The 25,549-nt window shown below is 67.9% G+C and carries 20 protein-coding genes; 7 read left to right on the top strand and 13 right to left on the bottom strand.

The annotated features are described in order from the left end of the window. Positions 1–53 precede the first annotated feature (53 nt). Together AS031_RS02835 and galU are read right to left on the bottom strand one after the other, a co-directional pair. Positions 54–674, bottom strand: coding sequence for a GNAT family N-acetyltransferase (locus tag AS031_RS02835; RefSeq protein WP_058266594.1), 621 nt, complete (start codon positions 672–674; stop codon positions 54–56). Between the two features lie 4 nt (positions 675–678). Then, positions 679–1,584, bottom strand: a complete 906-nt coding sequence (gene galU / locus AS031_RS02830) for a UTP--glucose-1-phosphate uridylyltransferase GalU (protein ID WP_058266593.1) — start codon at positions 1,582–1,584, stop codon at positions 679–681. Positions 1,585–1,683: 99 nt separating this feature from the next. On the opposite strand from galU, the gene AS031_RS02825 reads away from it, so the two are divergent. The 3 genes from AS031_RS02825 (at position 1,684) to cpaB (ending at position 3,586) form a co-directional block, all read left to right on the top strand. Continuing rightward, entirely contained in the window at positions 1,684–2,304 is a 621-nt protein-coding gene (locus AS031_RS02825) for a 5-formyltetrahydrofolate cyclo-ligase (RefSeq protein ID WP_058266592.1), read from the top strand. Between the two features lie 141 nt (positions 2,305–2,445). After that, a complete protein-coding gene (locus tag AS031_RS02820) occupies positions 2,446–2,718 on the top strand; it encodes an FmdB family zinc ribbon protein (RefSeq protein WP_058266591.1) in 273 nt (90 codons plus the stop codon). Positions 2,719–2,842: 124 nt separating this feature from the next. Then, positions 2,843–3,586 (top strand): Flp pilus assembly protein CpaB, encoded by a 744-nt coding sequence (gene cpaB / locus AS031_RS02815; RefSeq protein ID WP_082641932.1) that lies wholly within the window; start codon positions 2,843–2,845, stop codon positions 3,584–3,586. 4 nt (positions 3,587–3,590) lie between these two features. Here the strand turns inward: cpaB and AS031_RS02810 are convergent, their stop codons facing one another. The 7 genes from AS031_RS02810 to AS031_RS02780 all read right to left on the bottom strand — a co-directional run bounded on the left by AS031_RS02810 (position 3,591) and on the right by AS031_RS02780 (position 14,725). Then, on the bottom strand, positions 3,591–7,940 hold the full coding sequence (locus tag AS031_RS02810; protein ID WP_058266590.1) for an AAA family ATPase: 4,350 nt from the start codon (positions 7,938–7,940) through the stop codon (positions 3,591–3,593). A 161-nt stretch (positions 7,941–8,101) separates the two neighbouring features. Beyond that, positions 8,102–9,691: a glutamine-hydrolyzing GMP synthase gene (gene guaA / locus AS031_RS02805; RefSeq protein ID WP_058266589.1), complete on the bottom strand. Its 1,590-nt coding sequence runs from the start codon at positions 9,689–9,691 to the stop codon at positions 8,102–8,104. A 117-nt stretch (positions 9,692–9,808) separates the two neighbouring features. Beyond that, positions 9,809–10,312, bottom strand: coding sequence for a DUF3817 domain-containing protein (locus AS031_RS02800; RefSeq protein WP_058266588.1), 504 nt, complete (start codon positions 10,310–10,312; stop codon positions 9,809–9,811). Next, positions 10,309–11,142, bottom strand: coding sequence for an SURF1 family protein (locus tag AS031_RS02795; RefSeq protein ID WP_058266587.1), 834 nt, complete (start codon positions 11,140–11,142; stop codon positions 10,309–10,311). Before AS031_RS02795 ends, AS031_RS02800 begins: the two co-directional genes overlap by 4 nt. A gap of 70 nt (positions 11,143–11,212) precedes the next feature. After that, positions 11,213–11,701 carry a PTS sugar transporter subunit IIA gene (locus AS031_RS02790; protein WP_058266586.1) on the bottom strand — a complete coding sequence of 163 codons (489 nt, stop codon included), beginning with the start codon at positions 11,699–11,701 and terminating at the stop codon, positions 11,213–11,215. 40 nt (positions 11,702–11,741) lie between these two features. Next, complete coding sequence (locus AS031_RS02785) at positions 11,742–13,481, bottom strand: glycerol-3-phosphate dehydrogenase/oxidase (RefSeq protein WP_058266585.1); 1,740 nt, start codon at positions 13,479–13,481, stop codon at positions 11,742–11,744. Positions 13,482–13,588: 107 nt separating this feature from the next. Further along, positions 13,589–14,725: a GuaB3 family IMP dehydrogenase-related protein gene (locus tag AS031_RS02780; protein ID WP_058266584.1), complete on the bottom strand. Its 1,137-nt coding sequence runs from the start codon at positions 14,723–14,725 to the stop codon at positions 13,589–13,591. A 159-nt stretch (positions 14,726–14,884) separates the two neighbouring features. On the opposite strand from AS031_RS02780, the gene AS031_RS02775 reads away from it, so the two are divergent. The 4 genes from AS031_RS02775 to AS031_RS02760 all read left to right on the top strand — a co-directional run bounded on the left by AS031_RS02775 (position 14,885) and on the right by AS031_RS02760 (position 17,667). Then, positions 14,885–15,463 carry a hypothetical protein gene (locus AS031_RS02775; protein ID WP_306589356.1) on the top strand — a complete coding sequence of 193 codons (579 nt, stop codon included), beginning with the start codon at positions 14,885–14,887 and terminating at the stop codon, positions 15,461–15,463. Between the two features lie 83 nt (positions 15,464–15,546). Beyond that, positions 15,547–16,446, top strand: coding sequence for a hypothetical protein (locus AS031_RS02770; protein ID WP_141688736.1), 900 nt, complete (start codon positions 15,547–15,549; stop codon positions 16,444–16,446). Between the two features lie 49 nt (positions 16,447–16,495). Next, positions 16,496–17,146: a hypothetical protein gene (locus AS031_RS02765; RefSeq protein WP_058266581.1), complete on the top strand. Its 651-nt coding sequence runs from the start codon at positions 16,496–16,498 to the stop codon at positions 17,144–17,146. Next, positions 17,143–17,667, top strand: a complete 525-nt coding sequence (locus AS031_RS02760) for a hypothetical protein (RefSeq protein ID WP_141688735.1) — start codon at positions 17,143–17,145, stop codon at positions 17,665–17,667. Before AS031_RS02765 ends, AS031_RS02760 begins: the two co-directional genes overlap by 4 nt. Positions 17,668–17,669: 2 nt before the next feature. Here the strand turns inward: AS031_RS02760 and AS031_RS02755 are convergent, their stop codons facing one another. The 4 genes from AS031_RS02755 to AS031_RS02740 form a co-directional block, all read right to left on the bottom strand. Next, the gene (locus tag AS031_RS02755; RefSeq protein ID WP_058266579.1) at positions 17,670–19,577 is read right to left on the bottom strand and encodes an ABC transporter ATP-binding protein; all 1,908 of its coding nucleotides are present in this window, start codon (positions 19,575–19,577) and stop codon (positions 17,670–17,672) included. Between the two features lie 82 nt (positions 19,578–19,659). Further along, positions 19,660–21,171, bottom strand: coding sequence for an IMP dehydrogenase (guaB, locus tag AS031_RS02750; RefSeq protein WP_058266578.1), 1,512 nt, complete (start codon positions 21,169–21,171; stop codon positions 19,660–19,662). 245 nt (positions 21,172–21,416) lie between these two features. Then, complete coding sequence (locus tag AS031_RS02745) at positions 21,417–23,468, bottom strand: acyltransferase family protein (protein WP_058266958.1); 2,052 nt, start codon at positions 23,466–23,468, stop codon at positions 21,417–21,419. 14 nt (positions 23,469–23,482) lie between these two features. Continuing rightward, a complete protein-coding gene (locus AS031_RS02740) occupies positions 23,483–25,549 on the bottom strand; it encodes an acyltransferase family protein (RefSeq protein WP_058266577.1) in 2,067 nt (688 codons plus the stop codon).

The following is a 25,549-nucleotide window of genomic DNA, read 5'->3' as shown; positions in this document are numbered from 1 at the left end:
CTGAAGTGGCATTGGCTGCGGTGTGTCGCCCGCGTCCTGCCAAATGAGTGGATTTAAGACGTACGGGATGCCAACCAGCGCGTGAGCAGGCCGTCCGGTACTTCCTCGGAGGTGAGGGCGAAGGAGCGGTGGTCTGCCCAGGCGCCGTTGATGTGGAGGTAGCGGGGGCGGTAACCCTCATCCCGGAAGCCGAGCTTCTCAACCACCCGTAGGCTGGGTCCGTTCTCCGGGCGGATGTTGATCTCCATCCGGTGCAGGCCCAGCGCCTGGAAGCAGTGGTCCGTCACCAGGGCCACCGCCGTGGGGGCTATTCCCCGGCCGGCCCGCGACTGGTCCACCCAATACCCCAGCGTGGCCATCATGGCCGAGCCCCAGACAATGGAGGATACGGTCAGTTGGCCGACGATGGGCGGGGTCCGCAGGCCCGGCACGCGTTCGGTGATGACGAACGGCAGCGCCGTGGACTGCGCTGCCTGGGAATTCAGCGAACGCACCATCTGACGGTAGTCCGGCAGCCCGCCGCGGGGGTCCGGGTTGGACGCTTCCCAGGGCGCCAGCCAGTCACTGTTCCGTGTGCGTACCTGCGTCCACTCTTTCCTGTCCCGGTAGCGGATGGGCCGCAGTACCAGGTCGCCGCATTCAAGCGTGACCGGCCAGATGGGACCGAGTCGCACGGCGCTACTTGGAAAGCTGCGCCGCGAAGCCCGGCAGCCACTCACGCAGGCCCGGGCCCAGGTCATCGCTGTCAACTGCCAGCTGGACGCAGGCCTTCAGGTAGCTCAGCTTGTCCCCGGTGTCATAGCGGCGGCCGCGGAACACCACGCCGTAGACGCCGTAGCCTTCGCCTTCGCCGGTGGCCAGTTCCTGGAGGGCATCCGTCAGTTGGATCTCGCCACCACGGCCAGGACCTGTTTCCTCCAGCACATCGAACACTGCGGGGTGCAGCACGTACCGGCCGATGACCGCCAGGTTGGACGGGGCTTCGTCCGGGGACGGCTTTTCCACGAGCCGGTTAATGCGGACGTATCCCTCGCCGTCGAGTTCCTGGATATCCGCGCAGCCGTAGGCGCTGATCTGGGACGGATCCACCTCTATCAGTGCCACCACGGAGCCGCCGGTCTTGGCCTGGACGTCGATCATGGTCCCAAGGAGTTCATCCCGGGCATCGATCAGGTCATCACCGAGCAGGACCGCGAAGGGCTCGTTGCCCACGTGCTGGCGCGCGCGGAGCACCGCGTGTCCCAGGCCGTTGGGGTCGCCCTGGCGGACATAGTGGATATCGCCGAGGTTGCTGGCCGCCTGGATGGACTCCAGCTTCTTGGTGTCGCCCTTGTCCGTCAGTGTGGACTCCAGGGACGGGACGCGGTCGAAGTGGTCCTCAAGGGCCCGCTTGTTGCGGCCGGTGATCATCAGAACGTCGTTGAGTCCGACGCCCACGGCTTCCTCTACGACATACTGGATGGCGGGCTTGTCCACCACGGGCAGCATTTCCTTGGGCATGGCTTTGGTGGCGGGGAGGAACCGCGTACCCAGCCCTGCGGCGGGAATGACGGCTTTGCGAACTCTCGGATTACTGGTAGTCACCGGACTAATCTAGCGTCAGCGTCAAGCATTAAGTAATCAGTGCCCGGCCCCGCGGTCCGCGTCGCGGGCCCACGGCGGCGGGGCTACGGAAGGAACCGCATGCGAGAAGAACCAACCGGAACCAAGGAAGACATCCGGGCCAGCCATCGTGCCCGCCGTTCCGGGTTGTCCGGGGATGATGTGGCCACGGCCGCCGAGGGGATTGCCAGGCACGGATCGGCCTGGGCCGGGTCCCTTGCCGGCGGCACCCCCGCCACCTTTTGCGTTTACCTCGGCGTCGGGGTGGAGCCGCCTACCTTGCCGCTGATCGAAGCCCTCCACCGGGACGGGCACCGGGTCCTGCTCCCGGTGTGCGAACCGGGCCGGGAACTGAGCTGGGTGTACTGGAGCCCGGACGTTGCCTTCATCCGCAGCCGGTACGCGCCGGTGATGGAGCCTGACGGGCCCCGGCACGGTCCGGATGTGGCCGCCGGTGCGACGGCGCTCTTCATTCCGGCCACAGCTGTAGACCTTGCCGGCAACCGCATTGGGCAAGGGGGCGGCTACTACGACAAGTTTCTGGGGCATCTGGACACCGCCGGGAAGCATATTCCCCTCGCGGCTGTTATCTACGACGAAGAACTCCTGCCCGCCGGCCGGATCCACGCCGAGGAGTTCGACCGTCCCGTCCCGGCAGTCCTGACGCCGGCCGGGGTCCGGACGCTGGCGGGCAGTTCCTGAGCCGGGCGGCCACCCGGCCGGGGTGATAGAATTAGCACTCAGGCCCTGCGACTGCTAATGGACCATGCGGGAACCACGTTCCGGTACCGCTGGTCCCCCGGCAGCACGGGACCTCTCGTTTGCCCCAGAGGAGGAGCTCAAGTGCCAACATATGCTTACGCCTGCAAGGATTGCGGCCACGCCTTCGATATCGTCCAGTCGTTCTCGGACAGTTCACTGACGTCCTGTCCTGAATGCGAAGGAACGCTGCGCAAGAAGTTCAACAGCGTGGGCGTCGTCTTCAAGGGATCCGGGTTCTACCGCACAGACTCCCGCGATTCCAAAGGCAGCACCGTTTCTGCGGCGCCCCCGGCCCCGGCTGCGGCTGCTCCGGCCCCCGCGGCCGCGCCGGCACCCGCGGCAGCAGCCAGCTGACACCTGCCCCGGCTTAGGGTACCGCCTTGCGGCGAACGGCCCCGGACCTACGGACACTTCATCGTTGTCCACATAGGTCCGGGGCCGCTGTCGTCCCCGCTCCCTTCCCGCCTAGCGTGAAGGCATGCCACTACCGTTCCGCCGAACCCGCCGCGGCTCCCCCTCGTTCCGGTCCGGACAGGTCACCCCTGCGGCCCTGCCTGCCCGCCGCTCCCGGCCCGGATTCCGCCTGGCCGCGTGGCTCAGCCGCAACCGGCGCCTTGCCGTTGCCCTCCTGCTGTGCCTGGCGGCCGCCATTACTGTCCACCAGCTGACTCCCGCCCCCGCGGACACTGTTCCGGCCCTGTCCGCCTCCCGTGACCTGCCCGCCGGAACGGCAGTGCAGTCCGCCGACCTGGAGATGATCCGCATTCCCCCGGGCATGCGCACGGACGGAACCCTGGGCGCCCGGGAGCAGGCCACCGGAAGGCAGCTTGCCGCGCCCCTGCGTAAAGGGCAGCTGGTCAACGACGCGCAACTGTTGGGACCTGGCCTGCTGACAGGAACTCCGCCCGGGTCGGCCGCAGTGCCCCTGCGCATGGCCGATGCTTCCTCCATCCAGCTGGTATCACCGGGGCAACTGGTGGATGTGGTACTCACCGCCGGAAACGGGTTCGACCAGCCGGGGCAGTCGGAGGTCCTGGCCTCAGGCGTCCCGGTGCTGTGGACCGCCACGAAGGGCGGTGACAGCGGGCAGTGGCTGGGCACCTCTGAAACTGACGGGCTCATCGTCGTCGCGGCCAGCGCCGGGCAGGCTGCGCGGCTGGCGGGGGCCTCCACCCAGGGCAAGCTGTTCTTCGTCCTGGTGGGGCCTCCGCAGTCAGGCTGAGGTGTCAGCCCCAGTGCGGGGGCTTCTGCTCCTTGAGCCAGGCGTCGTGGTCCTCGTCGCGGTCGCCCCAGGCCCGCGGGTCATCCTCACCGGCGGTCTTGGGCAGGATGCCTTGTGCTCCGGCCTGGGCGCCGCGGCCCGGCATCCGGCTGGAGTGTCCTGCAGGCTCACCGTGTCCTTCCCCGTTCCCGTCGACGCCGGTGTCCGCTGAGTTGTTTTCCTCTGCTGCGCCGGCAACCCCGGCATCTCCCTGGCCGGCTGCGGCCGGCGCACCGGACGGCGTGGCAGCATCGTCAGCTGGAGCAGATTCTTCGGCGGTCATGGTGCCTGTGTCCTCGGTTTCGTAGGAAGGGTTTGCTGCCTCCGCCTGCTGCGGAACAGCCTGCGGGGATGTGCCGTCGCCGGCCGCTCCGTCCTGTCCGGATGCGGGCCCGGGGACGTTGCCGTTGTCCCGGACCGCCGCCGACCGCCGGAAGCCGCCCGCCTCCACGGTGGAGGACCCGGCTGCCGTGGACTTGCCGGCGTCAATTCCATGAAGCGCCTGGTACATGTCCTCGTCAAGGAAGCCGCCGGACGGGGCGGGACGTCCGGGAAGCACTACCCGTTCGAGTCCAAGGTATCCGGCGATCCTGTCGGCGCAGGCGGATGGATCGGTGAAAACCTCTATGGTCCACAGCGGCATGTAGCGCCAGCCCATCCGCTCGAGCGTCTGGGGGCGAAGCCGACTGCGTTCCCGCACGCTCATGGTGCGGTACTGCTCGGTGCCGTCGGACTCGATGGCCACCGGCCACGGAAGATCGGCGTCGTCCTGGCCCATGGTCCCCAGCGGGTCGGCCGCGGCCACCACGTCGATGACGCCGTCGTACTGATGCCACACCCGGGCGCCGCGGGCCCGGAGCCTGTCCCCGAGGTCTGCCACCAGCGGGTCGGCGCCGAGTGCCTGCTCGCTGGCGGCGGCGCGGGAGGCCGGGCTGCCCAGGTCGGAGTTGCCGGAAATCTCACGGTCCAGCAGGGCGTACAGGTCCACGGCGCCGTACGTCAGCCGGGTCTGGTCCAAATCTTCCGGACGGAAGCAGGTCAGCACGTGGATGGAACGGCGCGCCCTGGTCATGGCGAGCGCGAACTTTTCCCGGCCGCCTTCCGCCGAGAGGGGGCCGAAGTTGTGCAGCGCCCTGCCATGGGGTGTCCGGCCGTAGCCAGGCGAGAAAATCACATGGTCGCGCACCAGGCCCTGGGCGCGTTCGAGGTCGACGACCCGGAATGACTCCGGCCCCGCCCCGAAGAAGCTGGCCAGCCCCGGGTAGTTGGGCAGCTGGAGCCGGATGGACTCGCCGATCCGCGCGGCATGCCGGAGGCTCGCGGTGACGACCGCCAAGGATGTGCGGGGCCGGAGCCGGGCATGCTCGAAGACCAGCTCCACTACCCTGTTGACCTCCGCCACCACAGACTCAACGCCCTCGTGGTCGGCGCTGGGCAGACCCGTACCGTCGGGGAGGTATTCCACCAGCAGTGACCGGTCCAGCCCGGTTGCCGACTGTCCTTCCGGCAACCGGCGCAGGCCGCCGTCGTAGAAGCTCCTGCTGAGCTGAAGCACCAGGTCCTCGTCCACGCCGCGGTACACGTGGGTGAGCTGCCATACGGGAAGCACCGCGGAGAGGGCATTGAACGCGCTCTCGACGCGCTGGTGGGCGGCTTCACCGGGCGCAAGCCGCTCCACTCCGACCGTGAAGCTGCGGGGGCTGGCGATCCTGGCATCGCCGAAGGCGATGACCTGCCGGGCCCGGGCAATGGACGGGAGAACGGCCTGCAGCGATGTCGCCTCGGCGTCGAGGATCACCACGGCGTCGAAGTGCTGTTCGGCGGGCAGGAGTCCGCTCATCAGGTAGGGACTGACCGACCACACGGGAACCAATGAGCTGATCAGGTCAGGCGCCTGCGCCGTCAGTGCGGGCAGCGATACCCTGCCGTCCTTGAGCAGGCTCCGCAGCAGGTCGGCCTGGCGGGGATGTGCGGCAATGGCGGAACGCCACCGTTCGGCGAGGTCCCAGCGGAGGCGGGCTGCGCCGCTGGCGATGTGGGCGTTGTCCGCCAGCCGGTACTCCGCCTCAAGCTGCCGCAGCGCGTCGCCATCGGACATGGCGAGGTAGTCGTCGCCGCTGATCATGGCTTCCAGCGCGGACTGCCACCAGGCCAGTTCGAGTTCCGCTGCCACCGAACCGGCGGGGACTTCCCGTTCCGCGAGGTCGGCCAGGAGTTCCCCGAGGCCGTGCTCGCGCATGCTCTCCATCAGGAGGGTGCGCTCGGGCAGGGTCTTGAGCGTGTCGGTGTCCGCGGACAGCCGTTCCAGCCGCTCCATCAGGTCCTCGTAGCGGGCGCTGGTCAGCGTGCCGCCCGCCGCAGTGTGCTTCAGGCACTCCCCCAGCCGGGCGAGCTCCTGCTCCAGTTCCCGGTACATGGCATTCATTTCGGCCAGGCCGGACGGCACCGCGGGGTGCCGCTGCGTCGTGGCATATTCCGCCCACAGTGCCCGCTGCTCCTGGACCAGGACGAGGGACGTGTGGAGGTCGGCGATGTGGACGCCGGGACGGACGTATTCCTTGGCCACGCGGCGCAGCCTGGACCGCTGCATGGAGGTCATGTCGATTCCGCGTTCACGCCGCCAGGCGGACGGTGCCGTGGCCGAGATCAGGTCGGTGACCGGACGGTCAAAGATGTCCGGGGTGAACTTGTCCAGGCTGCCGCGCACGGCGACCAGCAGCTCAAGCTGGTCGCCCCATTCAGCGAAGGTCGCGCCGAGGCGTATTTCGGCGTGCTCGGCAACCGCGTTCATGCGCTCCCGCAGCGCTGGCAGGCTCTGTTCAACGGACCGGACCAGCTCCTGCGATTCCTCGGTCTCCTTGCGGGTCAGCAGCCGGGCGCCGTGCCACGGGCTGCCGGTGGCGGCCTTGCTGAAGCCGCCCAGTTCGGCAGCACGCTGCAGCCGGCCGGCCAGCTCTTCGCGGTCCCGGATGCTGTCCAGGACGCTGCGCTTCAGGCGGACCGTGGTGGCCGGGGCGGGGTGGATGGAAGTGAGTTCGGCCAGCGACTGCATGGCCTGGTACGGCGAACAGCCCCACCGTTCGCGCACGTTGTGCAGGGACGCGACGTGGTCCATCAGGGCGTGGCGGTGTTCGGTCAGCGTGGTGTGCAGGTTGCCCAGCTGGGGTTCAAGGGACTTTTCGTTCCTGACGATGGCGCGCACCAGCTGGGACTTCAGCTGCTGGGGCGTCACGTTGCCGGACAGCTGGAACAGGATCGAATCCAGCCCCAGCGCCTCAAGCTGTCCGGAGACTTCGCTGAGGCTGGCGCGGCGGTCGCCCACCACCAGGACGGTCCGGCCGGCATCCACCAACGCGCCGATGGTGTTGATGGCGGTCTGGGTCTGGCCTGTTCCGGGCGGACTGCTGACCACGAGGGACTCGCCGGCCCGGGCGGCGTCGATGACGTACTGCTGGTCCGTGTCCGCATCCAGCAGGAGCAGTTCCTCCTGCGGATGCCTGCTGTCCAGGGAGGGGAAGCGCGACGGGTCCGGCGCGTCCACGTCCACCACTTCCCCGCCGCCCGCCGTGGCCAGCGCGGACACGATCGGGTGGGAGTCGTTGATCCAGGGATCGTCGAGATTACCGGAGAGGTCCGCGAACGTGGAGACGAGCAGGTTGTGCTGGGCCTCGGCGCCGTGGATGGGACGGATGATCGTGCCCAGCCGGTCCAGGACGGGTTGGGGGTCGAACCGCGCCGTGCTGTACGCGAGGCGGGTGACGGCGTTGACGTCGAACACGATGCCGTGGACGGTCTTCAGATGCCGCACCAGGGCAGGGTTGATGTGCGCCTGCTCGGTCAGCTGCAGTTCATAGTCGTCCTCGCCCGGCCGCACGGTCAAAGAGATGGCGGTAAGCATGACCGGAGCGGATACGCGCTGGGGTTTGCCCCCGACGGCGGACGTCCACACCACGGTGCCGGCGGAGAGGTACCCGGCGTCGATGCCGCGGTCGTTGGCGAGTTCGAAGATCTTGGAGCGGATGTTGCGCGAGGCCCGGGCCGCCACCACATATTGCTGCGGATCGCGGATCAGCGTGGACAGGCGGGTGCGCCGCCCGGCCATGAGCTGCGCCAGCCCCGACGGATGGGCGGACGTCAGGTCGATGGAACCTTCAGGGGTCTTGGTGAAGCGCAGCATGGTGTCTGCCCCGGTAACGGGTTTGAGCCCGGACAGCCATTTACGCAGCTCTTCCGAGCCTTCCGGGTGGCCTTGACCAACTGACACTTCTGCCTTCTTTTCTGCGTTTCCACGTGACGCCCTGGACCATACCGGCATAGGTTCGAGAGTAGCCGCTCCCGTGCCCGGACTGAGAGACCGCAACACTGGAGCAGCGAAATTGCGGGAATTTCACAGCTGCGAAAGCCGCCCGCGCCGCGGCCGCTGCCGCAGACAGGTGTGGCCGGCCTCCATCGGCGGAGGCCGGCCACATCAGGATGCTATTCCCACTCGATGGTTCCCGGCGGCTTGCTGGTGACGTCCAGTACCACGCGGTTGACGCCGTCCACCTCGTTGGTGATCCGGTTGGAGATGCGGGCCAGGAGGTCGTAGGGCAGGCGTGACCAGTCCGCGGTCATGGCGTCCTCGGAGGAAACCGGACGGAGCACGATCGGGTGGCCGTACGTGCGGCCGTCACCCATGACGCCGACGCTGCGGACATCGGCCAGCAGGACGACCGGCATCTGCCATACTTCGTTGTCCAGCCCGGCTGCGGTCAGTTCAGCGCGGGCAATGGCGTCCGCCTTGCGGAGCAGGTCCAGGCGCTCCTTGGTGACGTCGCCGACGATGCGGATGCCCAGGCCGGGGCCGGGGAACGGCTGGCGGCCCACGATTTCCTGCGGCAGGCCGAGCTGCGCGCCGACAGCGCGGACCTCGTCCTTGAACAGTGCCCGCAGCGGCTCGACGAGCTCGAACTGCAGGTCCTCCGGCAGGCCGCCCACGTTGTGGTGGCTCTTGATGTTTGCGGCACCTTCACCGCCGCCGGATTCGACGACGTCCGGGTACAGGGTGCCCTGGACGAGGAACTTGATCTTCTCGCCGTGCGCCGCGGCTTCGGCGATGATGGCCAGTTCGGCTTCTTCGAAGGCGCGGATGAACTCGCGGCCAATGATCTTGCGCTTGGTCTCGGGGTCGCTGACGCCGGCCAGCGCGGAGAGGAAGCGTTCCTGTTCGTTGGCAACGTAGAGCTTCACGCCGGTGGCGGCGACGAAGTCGCGCTCCACCTGTTCGGCTTCGCCTTCACGCAGCAGGCCATGGTCGACGAACACGCAGGTGAGCTGGTCGCCCACGGCGCGCTGGACCAGGGCGGCGGCAACGGCGGAATCGACGCCGCCGGAGAGTCCGCAGATCACCCGGGCATCGCCGATCTGCTCGCGGATGCGTGCCACCTGCTCTTCGAGGATGTTGCCGGTGGTCCAGTTGGCTTCGAGCTTGGCGCAGTTGAACAGGAAGTTCTCCAGCACCTGCTGGCCGTAGGCGGAGTGCTTGACCTCCGGGTGCCACTGCACACCGAAGAGGCCTTTTTCCTCGTTGGCGAAGGCCGCCACTTCGGCGCCGGCAGTCGTCGCCAGGACCTCGAAGCCTTCAGGTGCTTCGTGGACGGAGTCGCCGTGGCTCATCCAGGTCTTCTGGTGCTGGGGCATGCCTTCAAGGACTGAGCGGGCGTCGCCCAGGATGGTGGTTTCGGTGGAGCCGTACTCCCGCAGTCCCGTCCGGTCCACCTTGCCGCCCAGGGCATTGGCCATGGCCTGGAAGCCGTAGCAGATGCCGAAGACGGGAACGCCTGCCTCGAAAAGGTCGGCACCCACGCTGGGGGCGCCGTCGGCGTAAACGCTGGAGGGGCCGCCGGAGAGGATGATGGCGGCGGGGTTCTTGGCCAGGAGCTGCTCGGTGGACCAGGTATGCGGAACCACTTCCGAATACACGTTCGCTTCCCGGACGCGGCGGGCAATCAGCTGCGCGTACTGGGCACCGTAGTCAACTACCAGCACCGGCTTCTGGGAAGTCTGGGATGCAGTGGGAGTAGTCACCGTAATAGCCTACTTTGCGGCGTTGCACCGGCGCACCTTGAGAGGGCCCGCTGTGACGGAGCAGACGTCCGACGGCGGCCCTGGAGGCAGGTGCCGCCCGCCGCCGAACCCGGCGGGTCAGTAGCGCTGCGGTGCCTGCGGGTTCGCCGCCAGCTCGGCTTCCACCTCGGCGTGGAACTTCTTTTCCACGATGAAGGACAGGAACGGCACGACGCCGCCCAGGGCCAGCAGGATCAGCTTCAGGAAGGGCCACCGCATCAGCGACCACAGCCGGAAGTTGGACATCAGGTACACCACGTACATCCAGCCGTGGACAATCAGCACCGTGACGGAGACGTTGACGCCGCCCAGGACTGCGGGCGGTTCCGCGCCCGCGAACCCGAATCCGAAGGGCTGGCCGGTGATGGCGTCGGTGCCGCCGGCGAAGAGGTACTGCCCAAAGCCGTACCGGGCCACGAGCTCGGCGCACAGCAGCAGCAGCATGGCACCGGTCAGGTAGGCCATGACCTTGTAGAACTTCAGGGCCGAACGGATCTGCGGTTCGGTCCCGCCGAAGCGGCGCTTCCTGGTGGCGGCCTTTCCGGCCGCTGTGTTTTCCGTAGCCGGTTTCGGATCAATCATGGCTGTACCTTCTGTTGGTGCTGGTGGGGTGTGGCGGACGGGTCGGCTTCGTCGTGGGCTTCCTCGAGGTCCCGGTGGTAGTCGTCCTTGACGAGGCGCCACCAGATGAAGAACGCGAAGCCGGCGAAGACGACCCATTCCAGGGAGTAGAACAGGTTGAGCCAGTTGATCCGCTGCGCCGGCGGCTGCGGGCCGATGTCGAGTGGCAGGAGCTTGCCCGGCGCGGCGGCGGCGCTGACGTCCGCTCCCCCGGCCACCTCGGCGGTGGCGGAAACGAATCCCGGGTAGCTGCTGATCTCCCAGTAGTTGATGAGTTCGGCCACCGAGACCGCCGTGGCTTCACCCGGGCCGGCAGCCTTGCCGGACACTGGTGCTTCCGAGGGCAGGAGCCGGCCGGTGAGTTCCACCCGGCCCGACGGCGGCGCTGGGGCGTCGGCGGCGTCTGCCACCCATCCGCGCGCCACCGGGATCCAGGTCTGCGGGGAGGCCGCCCTGCCGGTCAGTGCCGGTGCGCCATCCACGGCGAACGCCGAAACCACCCAGAATCCGGTCTTTCCGTCGTGCAGCCGGCCCGGCACCAGGACCTGCTTTGCGGGATCGTAGGTGCCGGTGGCACTGACCATCTGGTCGGCGTCGGATCCGTGGAAGAACTCGCCCGGCTGGAGGATGCCGGTCAGCGGCCGGACGTTCTCGGTGTCCGGGTTGACGGGGGTTTCAGGGCTGGTGGACCTGCCAAACTGCCATTGGCTCAGCAGCACGAAGACCCCGGATACGACAATCGCGAAGATGAATCCTGCGATCCATCGGGGCTTTAGGGCAGTTTTCCACACGTCTTAACCGTACTTCGTACTTCTGTAGAACAACTAAACGCGGGCGCCTCGGGCGCACCGGCGCGCGGGATCAATGGTCGAAAAACACCAGGCTGGAGTTGATGAGCTCGGCGATCACTTCGGCGTCATAGGCGCGCCGGAGCGATTCACGGAATGATTCCTTGGACAGGGACCGGGCCAGGGTGGCCAGCACTTCGAGGTGGTCGGAGAAGGAACTGGCCGGCGTGGCGATGAGCAGGACCACGGTTGCCGGTCCGTCCGTGGCACCGAAATCCAGGGCGTGGCCGTACTTGGTGATGCCCACGGCGATGGACGTGCGGGAGACGAACTCGCTGCGGGCATGCGGCAGGCCAATGCCGCCGGGAAGGCCGGTGGCCAGCTGGTGCTCCCGGGCGTTGACGTGCCGGAGGAACCCGTCGAGGTCCGACACCCGGCCCGCGGCGTACAGCCGTTCGGACAATTGCGCCGCGGCGTCGTCCTTGTCGGTGGCCTCCAGTTCCAGGATGACCAGGTCCGGGGTGGTGAGGTCGGCGTCGTACGGGTCAAGCAGTTCCGCCAAAAGCGTGTCCCTTCAGTCATCAGCGCCGGCCATCCGCCCCTCAGCGCAAGGGCACGATGTCTTCCACGCCCAGGCGGGCGGCGTCTGCGGATTCGTCGTCCGGCTGTTGCTGGCTGAGGCGTTCAGCCTCCACCCGGGCAACGTAGTGCCGGACCTCATTCTCGCGCTGCGCATCGCTCCAGCCGAGGACGTCACCCATCAGTTTAGCGACAACCGGAACAGCAGACACGCCGCGGTCCCACGCTTCGATGGAAATGCGGGTGCGCCGGGTCAGGACGTCGTGCACGTGCCGCGCGCCTTCGTGGGTGGCGGCGTAGACCGCTTCGGCCTGCAGGTAGTCGTCGGCGCCCGGCAGGGGTTCGGCCAGGGCCGGATTCTCCTCGATCAGGGCCAACACTTCCGGGGTCATGGAGCCATAACGGTTCAGGAGGTGTTCGATCCGCGCCACGTGCACGCCGGACTCCTCCGCGGTCCGGTTGCGGCGGTTCCAGGCCGCCCGGAAGCCGTTGGCGCCCAGCAGCGGGATGGTCTCCGTGCAGCTGGGCGGCACGCGTTCGTCCATGGTGCGGGTGGCCTCGTCCACCGCGTCCTTTGCCATCACGCGGTAGGTGGTCCATTTGCCGCCGGCCACCACCACCAGGCCGGGCACCGGGTGCGCCACCACGTGCTCGCGGGAGAGCTTGGCCGTGGAATCGTTCTCCCCGGCGAGGAGGGGACGAAGGCCGGCATAGACACCCTCGACGTCTTCCCTGGTCAGGGGACGCTTGAGGACCCGGTTGACGTGTTCAAGGATGTAGTCGATGTCCTTGCTGGAGGCGGCCGGATGGGCTTTGTCGAGGTGCCAGTCCGTGTCCGTGGTGCCGATGATCCAGTGCCTGCCCCAGGGGATGACGAAGAGCACCGACTTTTCCGTGCGCAGGATCAGCCCCACGGTGGACTGGAAGCGGTCGCGCGGCACCACGAGGTGGATACCCTTGGACGCACGGACCTTCAGCTGGCCCCGGTCCGTGACCATGGCCTGGGTTTCGTCGGTCCAGACGCCGGTGGCATTGATGACCTGCTTGGCGCGGATGTCGAACCGGGATCCGTCCTCGCGGTTTTCCACCTTGGCGCCGACCACGCGTTCACCTTCGCGCAGGAAGTCCACCACCGCCATCTGGTTGACGGCGTGCGCACCGTAGTACGCGGCGGTACGGATCAGGTTGGCAACGTACTTGGCGTCGTCGACCTGGCCGTCGTAATAGCGGATGGAGCCCACGAAGGCGTCATCCTTCAGGCTCGGCGCCGCACGCAGCGTGCCGCGCCTGGACAGGTGCTTGTGGAACGGGACGCCGCGGCTGTGCCCGCTGGAGACGGACATGGCGTCATAGAGGGCAATTCCGGCCCCCACGTAGGGACGTTCGATGAAGGGTTTGGTCAGCGGGTACAGGAACGGCACCGGACGCGCCAGGTGCGGGGCCAGTTCGGACAGCAGCAGCCCGCGTTCCTGCAGCGCCTCCTTGACCAGGGCGAAGTCCAGCATTTCCAGGTAGCGGAGGCCGCCGTGGATCAGCTTTGAGGACCTGGAGGACGTGCCGGCCGCCCAGTCGCTGGCCTCGACGATGCCGACGGTAAGCCCGCGGGTGACGGCGTCCAGCGCCGCACCGGTTCCCACGATGCCGCCGCCGACGATCAGGATGTCCAGCTCCTGGCCGGGCTCCGTCGTGGCGCGCAGCCGCTGGATGGATGCTTCCCTGGCTTCCGGGCCAAGGGCCCCGCCGTCTGCAGGAACAGTCTTCATTGAACGCCTCCAGTGCCTCATGTGCCGGTAGTAGGTCCACCCTACTTCCTTGCGGCACACTTGGGCAGGCCGCCCTTACGTGCGGCCTTCCCGGCAAACGCGGGGCGTCAGTTTCCTTCGTATGGGGACACGACGACGTCGACCCGCTGGAATTCCTTCAGGTCCGAATAGCCGGTGGTCGCCATGGAGCGCCGCAGCGCCCCGATCAGGTTGGAGGTGCCGTTGGTGTGGTGGCCCGGACCGAAGAGGACTTCCTCCAACGGACCGACGGTGCCGACGTTGGCCCGGTCTCCGCGCGGCAGTTCCAGGTGGTGGGCCTCCTGGCCCCAGTGCCAGCCCTTGCCGGGAGCTTCCTCGGCGCGGGCCAGGGCACTGCCCAGCATGACCGCGTCCGCGCCCATGGCGATGGCCTTGACGATGTCACCCGAGGTGCCCATGCCGCCGTCGGCAATGACGTGGACGTACCGGCCGCCGGACTCGTCCATGTAGTCGCGGCGGGCGGCGGCGACGTCGGAAATGGCGGACGCCATGGGCGAGTGGATGCCCAGGGCGCGGCGCGTCGTGGTGGTGGCCCCGCCGCCAAAGCCGACCAGGACGCCGGCTGCGCCGGTGCGCATCAGGTGCAGCGCCGGGGTGTAGCCGGCCGCCCCGCCGACAATGACGGGGACATCGAGTTCGTAGATGAACTGTTTGAGGTTCAGCGGTTCGTGGTCCTTGGACACGTGCTCAGCGGAGACGGTGGTGCCGCGGATGACGAAGATGTCGACGCCGGCGGCCAGGACCGTCTTGTAGTGCTCTTGGGTGCGCTGCGGGGTCAGGGCGCCCGCCACGGTGACTCCGGCCTCGCGGATTTCAGCCAAACGCGACGTGATGAGGTCGGGCTGGATGGGTGCCTGGTAGAGCTCCTGCATCCTGCCGGTGACGGCCGGGCTGTTGATTTCGTCCTCAAGCGAGCTGATCTCATCAAGGACAGCCTGCGGGTCCTCGTACCGGGTCCAGAGCCCTTCCAGGTCCAGCACGCCCAGGCCGCCCAGCTTGCCGAGCGCAATGGCGGTCTGCGGCGACATCGCAGAGTCCATGGGCGCGGCGATGACCGGCATGTCGAACTGGTAGGCATCAATCTGCCACGAGACCGAGACGTCCTTGGGGTCGCGGGTGCGACGGTTGGGGACGACTGCAATATCGTCCAGGGAGTAGGCACGACGCCCACGCTTGCCACGGCCAATCTCGATCTCGTAAGTCACCGCTCTAGGTTATCCCAGCAAGATCGCTGCCACGGGCCACGGCGCCCTCCTTCGCCCAGGCTGGGACTGGAAGTGCCCGCCCTGCGGCCCCTTGTAAGCTGCCGTGGATACAGTGTCCTGATGAGTGGGCACTGGGTTTTCGACGGACACATAGCTGGCGTGGGCACCGCATCGGGGTTGCGCGCCGTCATCGGCCTGTGGCAGCGGTCCCCCTTTGGCGCCTTTGCCGACGTGATGGTGCAGGACGCTTCGGGGCGCCGGCTCCTGCTGGCACCCACCCCCCTCACCGCGGAATTTATCTCGTCCACGTACAGCTTCGATGAGGTGAAGGTGGTGGATGTCCAGGCGCACTTTGGGCAAAAGTCCTTGACCGTGCGCGCTGGCCCGCTCCGCATCGACGCGGCAACCGGCCGGCGGGCCCTGCTCGGGACGGCGTTGAAGGCGGTGCCCGGCGGCCTCGCCGTGAGCACCCGTTGGCTCCGCGCGATCAGCCCGCTGGCCGCACTGGCGGTTCCAGGCGCCCGGACCTACGGCTCAGCCGGCAGCGGCAGGACCGAGTTTTACGGCGTCCGGGACCTGCACCACATCGCGTCGGCCTCGGTCAGTTGGAACGGGCAGGACGCGGGAGCGCTGGCGCCGATCCGCCCGCCGGTGACGTTCGGCTTCAGCAGCGTTCCGCCCCGCCCGGGCATCGCCCGCGTGCGCACCACCATCGTGGGCAGCGCCAACGGCCGGTAGAACTCCCCATCGCGGCGTCCGGAGCCGGTGCGTAAGCTGTGGCACTGGAGCACACCAAATGTCAGGAAAACCGGGGGAACATCGTGGCGCCAGGAATTTACGGAGCAGACATTGCCGAGCTGCGGACGTTGTCAAAGTCTCTGGCGGCATCGGGCACCAGCCTGAAGCGCGTTGAAGCCTCGGTCACGTCGCTGGTCCAGTCCGCTGCATGGAAAGGCAGGGACGGTGACGCGTTCCGTGCTGAATGGTCCTCCACGCTCCTCCCGCTGCTCCACAGGACATCCGTCTCCTTGCAGGACCAGTCCGCAGCGCTGTTGAAGCACGCCGACGAGCAGGAGCAGGCCAGCACCTCCGGCAGCACGTCCACAGGACCGTCAGCACCCGCCCCGCCCGCGGGCAGTACCGGCGGCGGCAGCCAGGGTTCGGAGGAACCGGGGTGGGGCGATGCCTTCACCGACCCGAACTACACCCATGCCCCTTCCGGCGTGGAATGGCTGCTGGAGACCCTGGGTGTCGACGACGGGAGCGGGGCCTCGGGGATCGCCAATGCCCTGAAGTTCGTTGCGGACAAGTTCAGCTGGAACCTTGACCTCGCCGATGTCGAAGCCGGGGTCAGCAAGTTCTTTGACGGCATGAAGATCGCCGGCAAGGGCCTCGCCGTGCTGGGCGGCCTGCTGGGCGTACTCGACATAGCCTCGGGCGTGGAAAACCGGGACCCCTTCCGGGTGGCTGACGGCGTAGTCGGAGGCGGCCTCGCCGTCGCCGCGGGCGTTGCTGCCGCCACGGGAGTGGGGCTTCCTGTTGCTGCCGCCATCGGCGGGGCAGGGCTGCTGTGGGGTCTCGCGTCCATGGTGTCCGGGGATGTTCCCGTGACCAAGCGGATCTGGGATTTCGGCGCCGGAGTGGTGGGCGGTGTCCGGGACCTGGCCGGCGGCGCCGCTGACGCCATCGGGTGGGTGGGCGGTAAGCTCGGATTCGGCTAAGCGCAGTCTGCCCTCGTCCCGCCCTGCATAACCAAGAGACCGAAAGCATATGACTGAACACTCCCTGCCCGATTCCGCATACCGGATCACCAGCCACGAGATCCTCGCACTCCTCTCCTTCACGCCGGGGCAGGGATCAGACCTGGCCCGGCGGGTCCTTGGCCTTGAGCAGCTTCCTGATGACCACGACCTTGTCCGGGCCGGCGTGGGCACACTCAGGGTCAGGGACACCGCCGCCGTCGACGGTGCGCAGGTAAGCCTGCGGGGACCGGCGCAGTTCCTGGCCGGTGTTTTCAACAGCGCCACGGCGTGGTTCGACGTCACCCGCATCGGGCCTGATGCCGTGGCTCCGGCCTACATCGCCGACTCGCCCGCCGGCCGGGTGGCCCTGTTCCTTCAGCCGCTCAGTGAGTACGTGTGCCTGCCGATGAACCGGGAGGCCTCCGTCCTCGACATGGTGGAGGCGACAGTGGACGACGCGGTCCAGGGCGCCAGGCACCCCGACGGCGGCATGGTCAGCGCGCGCCGCTACTCCCCCGGGAAGCCACCCACGGTCGCCAACGTCAGGATCGCGGCGGACGGGGCCCTTCACCTTGCCTCGGAACCGCCGGACGCCGACGGCCAGCTGACCGTCCGCGCCCTCGACGCCGGTGAGCAGCCCGGTCCGGTGGTCCGGGCGCTGCTGGCGGCAGCCCCGTGAGCGGCTCGGCCCCGCCCAGGGAACCGCGCGCGGAGGCATTGGGTTTCGCCCAGCGCCGCAGCTGGGTGTTCTACGCCTGGTGGTACCCGGCCGTGCTGGCCATCGCCGGCGCAGTGCATGTGGTCCTTGCGCTGCTGGTGGGAGGGGATCCGGAACTGGGGACAGTCTTCCTCATCATCGGTGGTGTCCTGTCCGCCGTTGGCTGGGCGGTAACGGCCGCGCCGCGGTTCACGAACAAGGACCCCAAGCCGGCGTCCGACATCCCCCGGATCGACCAGGGCATCCGCATCACCCCCGGGATCATCTGGACCATCCTTGGCGGGACGGCTGTGATTGTCCTGGCCCTCGTGCTGTTCACGCCCAAGGGCGCAACGGCCGAAGCCGCCCCGCTGCTGTCCCTGCCGGTCAGCTTCGCGTGCGGCGTTGCCGGCGGCCTGGCCTACACCCGGCAGCTGATGGTCAACAGCGGGAGCCTCCACGCAGGCTGGCTCCAGCGCCGGAAGCCGCCGCGGGGCAGCTGAAGTCAGCTGGTGACCGTTCCCGTTCCCTCGGGCTCGCCGGACCGGACCTGCGGCGCCAGGGGTTCGGCCGGGACGGTGAGCTGGGATTCGAACATCCGGAAGTAGCGTCCCCGCAGGGCGACGAGTTCCTGGTGGGTACCCTGCTCCACCACCCTTCCGTCCTCCAGCATGTACACGGTGTCCGCCTTCTCGATGGTTGCCAGCCGGTGGCTGATGGCGATGATGGTGCTGCTGCGGTCGGCGAACAGCCGGGTGAAGATGCGGTGCTCGGCGAGGGCGTCGATGGCTGAGGTGGGTTCGTCCATCACCATGAAGGACGCGTTGCGGTAAAAATTGCGCGCCATCGCCAGCCGCTGCCACTGCCCGCCGGAGAGGCCGCTTCCCTTGCGGCCACGGGGATCCTCCATCCAGTTGCTGACGTGGTTTTCCAGGCCGTTGGGGAGCTTGCTGATGAACTCGAGCGCCTCGGCGTCTCCCGCCGCGCGTTGGATCCTGCCGTCGTCGCGGGGGCTCTGCACGTCCCCGAACCAGATGTTCTCCGCCGCGGTGGCGAACTCATACTTCAGGAACTCCTGGCTGAGCACGGCCAGGTGGCGGTGCCACGACGTGACATCCACCGCGGCGAGGTCCACGCCGTCGAGCATCACCTGGCCGGAATCCGGACGGTACAGGCCCGCCAGGATCCTGATCAGCGTGGATTTGCCTGCACCGTTCTCTCCCACGATGGCGATGTGCTGGCCTTCGCGGATGGTCATGCTGATGCCCCGGATCACCTCAATGTCGCTGCCCGTATAGGTGAAGCGGATGTCCCTCAACTCCACTTCCCTGGGCGCGGCGGGCAGGGGCGGCGCGTGCTCGGAATGGGCCGGGAGGGCCATGAAGAGCTCATAGTCCTTCAGGTTTGCCAGGTCCTCGTCGATGGAACTGAGCGATGACACCAGGTTGTTCGCGGTGGACAAGGCCCGGCTGACGATCTGCTGGACGTACAGGAACTGCCCCACCGGCTGCGACCGGGTGATGATCTGCCCCACCACCCAGACCAGGGACACCACCTCGGCGCCGTACTGCAGCGCGTCCGCCGCCAGCTGCTTGGGGATGTACCGGCGCTGGAAGTCCAGGCGCCGGCGTTCGTCCGCGTCCCGGAGCCGGGAGCGCAGGTCCATCAGGAAACGCACGATCCCGTAGAGCCGCATTTCGGCGATGTGCTGGGGCCGGAGGAGGTTCTGTTCGATCATCCGGCGCTGCCGGCGGGAATCCACCTGCGTGTTCCAGTGCGCGATCTGTTCCCGGGACAGCTTGAACTGCAGGTAGACGCTGGGGACGATGGCCACCAGGACGATCACCGCGATCCACCAGCTCACCACCAGCAGGGCACCAATGGCCAGGATGACGGACACCAACTGGGTGAAGATCGCGGCGATGCGGTCCAGGACGCGGGCGTAGGAGTCGGAGAACCGTTTGGCCCGGTCGTAGAGGTCGACGGTCTCCTTGTCGTCGTACCGCCAGAACTCCAGGGCAAGGAAGCGTTCGTACATCTGGTCGCCCACGATGGCTCCCACCCTGAAGCTCATGAGCTGCTGGATGTACCGGTCAACGCTGGTGAACGATCCCCAGAACAATCCGAGCGCGGCGGTGATGACGACGTAGACGATGGCGAGCTGGCCGGCTCCTGCATCCCCGGCGTAGGCAGCGGCCAGGGCCGTGGTGGTCAGCGCCGCGAAGTAGGTGGTGACCAGTGGCAGCACGGCGGAGATCAGCGATCCGAGCACCTTCATGATCACCGCGCCGGGTGAGGCCCGGAAGCTGACCCGCAGGACCTGGGCTACGGCTTTGGCGTAGGGCCGGAGGGCCAGCCGGCGCTGGGTATCCCGCTTGGGCCCCAATTCGGCGGGATGGCGTGGCTGGGACATGGCTCAAGCCTAGTCCCGGCGCGGAGAACGCAAAGGGCCATGGGGAAGTCCCCATGGCCCTTGATGGCGGCGCGGGAGCCGCTTAGCGGGAGCCGTAGTTCGGCGCCTCGACGGTCATCTGGATGTCGTGCGGGTGTGATTCCTTCAGCCCGGCGGGGGTGATGCGGACGAACTTGCCGCGTGCCTTGAGCTCGGGGATGGTGGGAGCGCCCGTGTAGAACATGGTCTGGCGGAGCCCGCCCACCAGCTGGTATGCCACGGAGGACAGCGGGCCACGGTAGGCCACCCGGCCTTCGATGCCCTCGGGGATGAGCTTGTCGTCACCGGAGACGTCCGCCTGGAAGTAGCGGTCCTTGGAGTAGGACGTGTTCTTGCCGCGGGACTGCATGGCGCCCAGGGAGCCCATGCCGCGGTAGGACTTGTACTGCTTGCCGTTGACGAAGATCAGGTCTCCCGGGGACTCGTCGCAGCCTGCGAGCAGGGACCCCAGCATGACGGTGTCGGCGCCGGCCACCAGGGCCTTGCCGATGTCGCCCGAGTACTGCAGGCCGCCGTCGGCGATCAGCGGCACCCCGGCGGGGATGGCGGCCTTGGCGGATTCGTAGATGGCGGTGATCTGGGGAACGCCGACACCGGCCACCACGCGGGTGGTGCAGATGGAGCCCGGGCCCACGCCCACCTTGATGCCGTCGGCGCCGGCGTCGATCAGCGCCTGGGCACCTTCGCGGGTGGCTGCCTGGCCGCCGATGACGTCCACGTGGGCTGCCACGGGGTCCGACTTGAGCCGGCGGATCATGTCCAGGACACCCTGGGAGTGGCCGTTGGCGGTATCGACGAACAGGGCGTCAACGCCGGCGTCGATGAGGGTCATGGCGCGTTCCCAACCGTCGCCGAAGAACCCGATGGCTGCGCCGACGCGGAGGCGGCCTTCCTCGTCCTTCGTGGCCAGCGGGTACTGCTCCGCCTTGGTGAAGTCCTTGGTGGTGATCAGGCCCTTGAGCCTGCCCTGCTCGTCCACGAGCGGCAGCTTTTCGATCTTGTTGGTGGCCAGCTTGTGGGAGGCTTCGTCGCGGCTGATCCCCACGTGGCCGGTGACCAGTGGCATCTTGGTCATGACGTCGCTGACGAGCCGCAGCGGGAAGTCGGACTCGGGGACAAAGCGGGTGTCGCGGTTGGTGACGATGCCGAGGAGGCGGTTTTCCTCGTCCACCACCGGCAGGCCGGAGACACGGTACTGGGCGCAGAGGTCGTCGAGTTCGCGCAGGGTGGCTTCGGGGCGGATGGTCAGGGGGTTGGTGATCATCCCCGATTCGCTGCGCTTGACCCGGTCCACCTGGTCTGCCTGGTCGGCGATGGACAGGTTGCGGTGCACCACGCCAAGGCCGCCCTGCCGGGCCATGGCGATGGCCATCCGGGATTCGGTCACCGTGTCCATCGCGGCGGAAAGCAACGGCGTCTGGACGGTGATCCGCTTGGAAATCCGGGAGGAGGTGTCGGCGTCGGACGGGATCACGTCCGTGTGCCCGGGAAGGAGCAGGACGTCGTCGTACGTCAGGCCGATCAGGCCAAAGGGATTGTGTTCGGGCTCGGTCATGAGTGCGCCTCTTACCTTGGTTGCTGGCGGGTAGGGGTTGCAGCCGATGACCAGCCCGTGATTACGGAACTGGCCTGTGCAGTACGCGCTCCGCGGCGGCCGCCCGCAGGGGGAGGCTGCCAGGGGGCAGAAAGTATTGAGTAAATATTAGAACCTTCGCGCCCATCCCCCTATTCCAGGACGAAGATGTGAGCAACCGCACCATTCCGCCGGCCAACTGACGGCGTTGTGCCCGCCGCGTCCGGTCAGCTCCAGCCGGTAGCCGCCAGCAGCCGCTGCTCGAACATCGGAATCATGGTTTCGGCGTACGTCCGGCTCAGGTGGTTGTCATCCTTGTAGACATAGACGTTCCCCACCACGGCCGGGCAGACGCCGCGGGCACAGATGAAGTCGCTCATGTCCATCAGGTGCAGGCCGTCCAGTTTGCCCCGGTAGTTTTCCAGCGGCGACGGTTCCACCAGCGACTCGGCCAGGGGCGGATTGCATTCCGGAGCGTCTGCGCCGTGGCGCTGCACGCACTCCGGCATGTTGAACGTGAAGCGGGGGTTGTCGCGGATGCCCAGGACCTCGATGCCCGCCTCCGAGAATGGCCGCACACCGTCCAGGTAGCCGGGCACCTCGGTCTCGAAGGGCGCCTCCTCGTGGGTCAGGGAGGCGACGGTGAAGACGGCGTCGGGCTGGTGCTCCAGCACATAGGCCGAGCTGGCTTTGTTGTAGGCGTTGCACTCGGCGGTGCGGGTATCGGATTCCGCTCCGAAGCGGCACGCGGGCATCAGCAGGGTGACCAGTTCCCAGCCGCGGGCTGCGGCGATCGGGGCCAGCGCGCCGAGGTACTGCTGCGAGTGGGAGTCCCCCAGCACGACGATGCGTTTGGTGCCGCCGCCCTCGGGGATCTCCTGGCGGCAGCCTTCGAGGATGGGATCGGCGGTGGCGTTGGCTCCCGTGCAGGGGGTCTGGATTCCTGCCCAGTCGTTGTCCAGCGCGGTGGCGCCGGGAATGATCCGGGCAGCGGGGGCCGGAGCTGCGTCGCTGCCCGCGGCCAGTGCCGCGGCTCCGGGCGTCAGCTCCTTCGGCTGGGCCGCCGTCGCGGCTTCCTCGGCGGTGAGGAACGTCTGCCAGACGGCCACCGGGCCGGCCAGGAGGGCGCCGCAGGCGGCAATGACGACGGCGGTCCGCCAGGCACGGAGCTTGGGCCAGTGCCAGTTGCGGAGCGGCTTCTCCACGAACCGGGTGGTGAGCACGGCCAGGAGGACCGAGGCGGCGACGATGGCCAGTCCCTGGACCATGTTGGGCGCCTCGACGCCGGTGGCGGCGAGCGCCAGGACGAGGACTGGCCAGTGCCACAGGTACAGGGCGTAGGAGTTGTCGCCGAGGGCGACGGCGGGACGGCTGCTCAGGAGGCGGTCCACGCCGAAGCGGCTGCCGGTTTGTCCCGCGACGATGATGGCTGCTGCGGAAAGGGTGGGCCACAGTGCCACGTAGCCCGGGAAGGAGCGGTCAACGGTGAGGAGAAGGCCGCAGGACAGCATCCCGGCCAGGCCCGCCCAGCCCAGCAGCACGCGCAGCCGGCGGCCCGGCTTGAGGTACGGCAGGGCAAGGGCCAGCAGGGAACCCAGCGCGAATTCCCACAGCCTGGCCCGGGTGTCGAAGTAGGCGTACGCCTGGTTGGTTGCTGTCTGCTCCACCGAGTAGGCCAGGGACACGGCGAACACCGCGCCGAAAGCGGTGGCCAGCAGGCCGCGGTAGGTCAGGGCATTAAGGCCGCGGGCGCGGCGCAGCAGCGGCAGGAGCCCTGCGGCCGCTGCGAAGACCAGCGGCCACAGGATGAACACCTGGCCCTGGATGGAGAGCGACCAGAAGTGCTGCAGCGGGCTGGCCCCCGCATGGTCCTGGGCGTAGTAGTCCACCGCGGTGTCGGCAAGCAGCCAGTTCTGGCCGTAAAGCAGCGAAGCCCAGGCCTGGTCCAGGATTTCGGGCCAGCGGCCCTGCGGCAGGATCAGCCAGGTGCCGGCGAGCACGCCGAGGATGACCACGACGGCGGCGGGCAGCAGCCGCTTGAAGAGGTGCAGCCAGTGCGCCGGCAGCGCGAAGGGGCGTCCGGACACGGCCTTCCGGACGAAGGACAGGGTGAGGAGGAACGCGGAAATGAGCAGGAAGATGTCCACGCCGCCCGATACCCTGCCCAGCCAGACGTGGTAGGCCACCACCATCAGGACGGCCAGGGCCCGGAGTCCCTGGACCTCGGGCCTGAAGGTGTCCTTGCGCGGCTTGGCCGGGCCTGCCGTTCGTTGGTCCATCGTTCCCATCCCGCCTACTTCCAACCGGTCGCCTGGAACAGCCGCCGGCCAAACTCGTCGGACATGCTTTCGGTGTATTCGGCGCTGAGGTGGTTGTCGTCCAGGTACACGAAGATGTTTCCGATCACGCCGGGGCAGGCGCCCTCCGTGCAGATGCGGTCCGTCAGGTCGAGGACGGACAGCCCGGGCAGGTTGGCCGCCTGGACGGAGGCCAGGGGGTTTTCGGCTGCCAGGTTGTCCTGCGCCGCGGGGCGGCAGGCCTGGGCATCCTGGCCCTGCTTCACCACGCATTCGGCCATGTTGAAGGTGAACCTGGGGTTGTCCCGCAGTGCCACCACGTCGATGCCCTTGTCCAGCCACGGTTTGACCAGTTCTTCGAATCCGGGCGTGACCTCTTCGGCGGCACTGGACGCTGCCGCGGCCGTGCCCAGCAGGACAATGGCGTCCGGCTGCCGGCGCTCGATTTCCTTCTGGACGGAGGCGTTGAACGTTTCACAGCCGTCGCTTGCCGCTTTTCCGGCGGGAGCGACCTTGCAGGCACCCTTGAGCATCGAGTAGAGGAGCCAGTTGTTGTCGGCTGCAATCGGTTTGAGGGCCCCGGACCATTGCTGGGCGTGGCTGTCGCCCAGGACCAGGACACGCTTGGCCGGGTTGCCGGCCGGTTTCTGTTCGAAGCAGGCGTCCTTGACCGCCTGGTCTTCCGGGGTGATGTCCCCGGAGCAGGGGCCGTCCAGGCTCACCCAGTCCTTCGGCAGGTCCGCGGCGGTGGGCAGGAGGGTCACCTCCCCTGTCGGTGCGCTGCCGGTGAAGGCAGGATCCAGGACGCGTGCACCGGGGTTGTTGGCCACTTTCTGTTCCTGGGCAATGCGCCGCTCGGTGTCGATCTGGTAGCGCCAGAGGACCAGGGGCGCGGCTGCGACGGAAACCGCCAGCATGATGGCGATGGCGGCACGGCGCTTGCGGGCTTCAGGCCATTTCCATTCCCGCCATGGTTTCTCGATGTACTTGGTGGTGAGGTAGGCCAGCACCAGGGCGGCGGCGATGATCACCGTACCGGACAGCCAGCCGGCGTGGTCCTTGCCGCTCCAGGCCAGTGCCAGCACCAGCAGCGGCCAGTGCCAGAGGTACAGCCCGTAGGAGATGTCCCCCAGCTTGACCAGTGGCGTGGAGCTGAGGATCCGGTCCACGCCCAGCGGGCTTTGCGTCTGCCCGGCCCCGATCACCAGGGCGGCGGCGAGCGTGGGCCACAGGGCGGCCACGCCCGGGAAGGCCGCCTGCACGTTCAGCAGGATGCCGCAGGCAAGCATGGCGATGACGCCCGTCCAGCCCATGACGATCCGGACTGTCCGTGACAGCCGGAGGCCGGGAAGGATCAGTGCCACCAGCGTGCCCAGCGCAAACTCCCACAGGCGCGCACCGGTGTCGAAGTATGCCTGCACCTGGTTGGTGGCCGTAAAGAAGATCGAATAGGCCAGCGACCCCAGGAAGAGGACGAAGAAGACGTACGCCAGCAGCGGCCGGTAGGACAGCCTGTAACGCCGGGCCACCCAGGCCGCTGCCGCGAAGATCAGGGGCCACAGGATGAAGACCTGCCCCTGGATGGACAGCGACCAGAAGTGCTGCAGCGGGCTGGCGAGGCTGTGGTCGTTCGCGTAGTAGTCCACGGCCTGTGCCTGCAGCAGCCGGTTCTCCGAGTACGTCAGTGAGGCCCAGCCCTGGTCAATGACGTCCTGCCACCTGGTCTTGGGGAGCACCAGGTAGGAGGCCGCCAGGGTGGCCACAATGACGGTCACGGCGGCTGGAAGGAGCCGCCGGAACAGGTGCAGCCAGTGCTTCAGGAGCCGAAAGGGTTCCCTGCGCTCGTGCCGTCCGACGAACTGGAGGGTCATCAGGAACGCCGAGATCAGGAGGAACACATCCACGCCCCCGGAGACCCGTCCGAACCACACGTGGTAGGTGACCACCATGAGGACGGCGAGCGAGCGGAGGCCCTGGATTTCGGGGCGGAATGACGATTTTCGGGACACCTGCCGGCGATCAGCAGCAGGCGCCGACGCTCCCGCGGTCCATAGTGTTGGCAC

Source organism: Pseudarthrobacter enclensis (assembly GCF_001457025.1).
GTDB lineage: Bacteria > Actinomycetota > Actinomycetes > Actinomycetales > Micrococcaceae > Arthrobacter > Arthrobacter enclensis.
Note: the sequence above shows the minus strand (reverse complement) of the source record. Positions and strands in the feature narration are given on the sequence as shown.

What these genes read in the sequence shown, in the direction of transcription:
- AS031_RS02825 (WP_058266592.1), top strand. Translation starts at nt 1,684, where the DNA reads ATGCGAGAAGAACCAACCGGAACCAAGGAAGACATCCGGGCCAGCCAT.
- cpaB (WP_082641932.1), top strand. Translation starts at nt 2,843, where the DNA reads ATGCCACTACCGTTCCGCCGAACCCGCCGCGGCTCCCCCTCGTTCCGG.
- AS031_RS02810 (WP_058266590.1), bottom strand. Translation starts at nt 7,940, where the DNA reads ATGCCGGTATGGTCCAGGGCGTCACGTGGAAACGCAGAAAAGAAGGCA.
- AS031_RS02800 (WP_058266588.1), bottom strand. Translation starts at nt 10,312, where the DNA reads ATGATTGATCCGAAACCGGCTACGGAAAACACAGCGGCCGGAAAGGCC.
- AS031_RS02785 (WP_058266585.1), bottom strand. Translation starts at nt 13,481, where the DNA reads ATGAAGACTGTTCCTGCAGACGGCGGGGCCCTTGGCCCGGAAGCCAGG.
- AS031_RS02765 (WP_058266581.1), top strand. Translation starts at nt 16,496, where the DNA reads ATGACTGAACACTCCCTGCCCGATTCCGCATACCGGATCACCAGCCAC.
- AS031_RS02755 (WP_058266579.1), bottom strand. Translation starts at nt 19,577, where the DNA reads ATGTCCCAGCCACGCCATCCCGCCGAATTGGGGCCCAAGCGGGATACC.
- guaB (WP_058266578.1), bottom strand. Translation starts at nt 21,171, where the DNA reads ATGACCGAGCCCGAACACAATCCCTTTGGCCTGATCGGCCTGACGTAC.
- AS031_RS02745 (WP_058266958.1), bottom strand. Translation starts at nt 23,468, where the DNA reads ATGGACCAACGAACGGCAGGCCCGGCCAAGCCGCGCAAGGACACCTTC.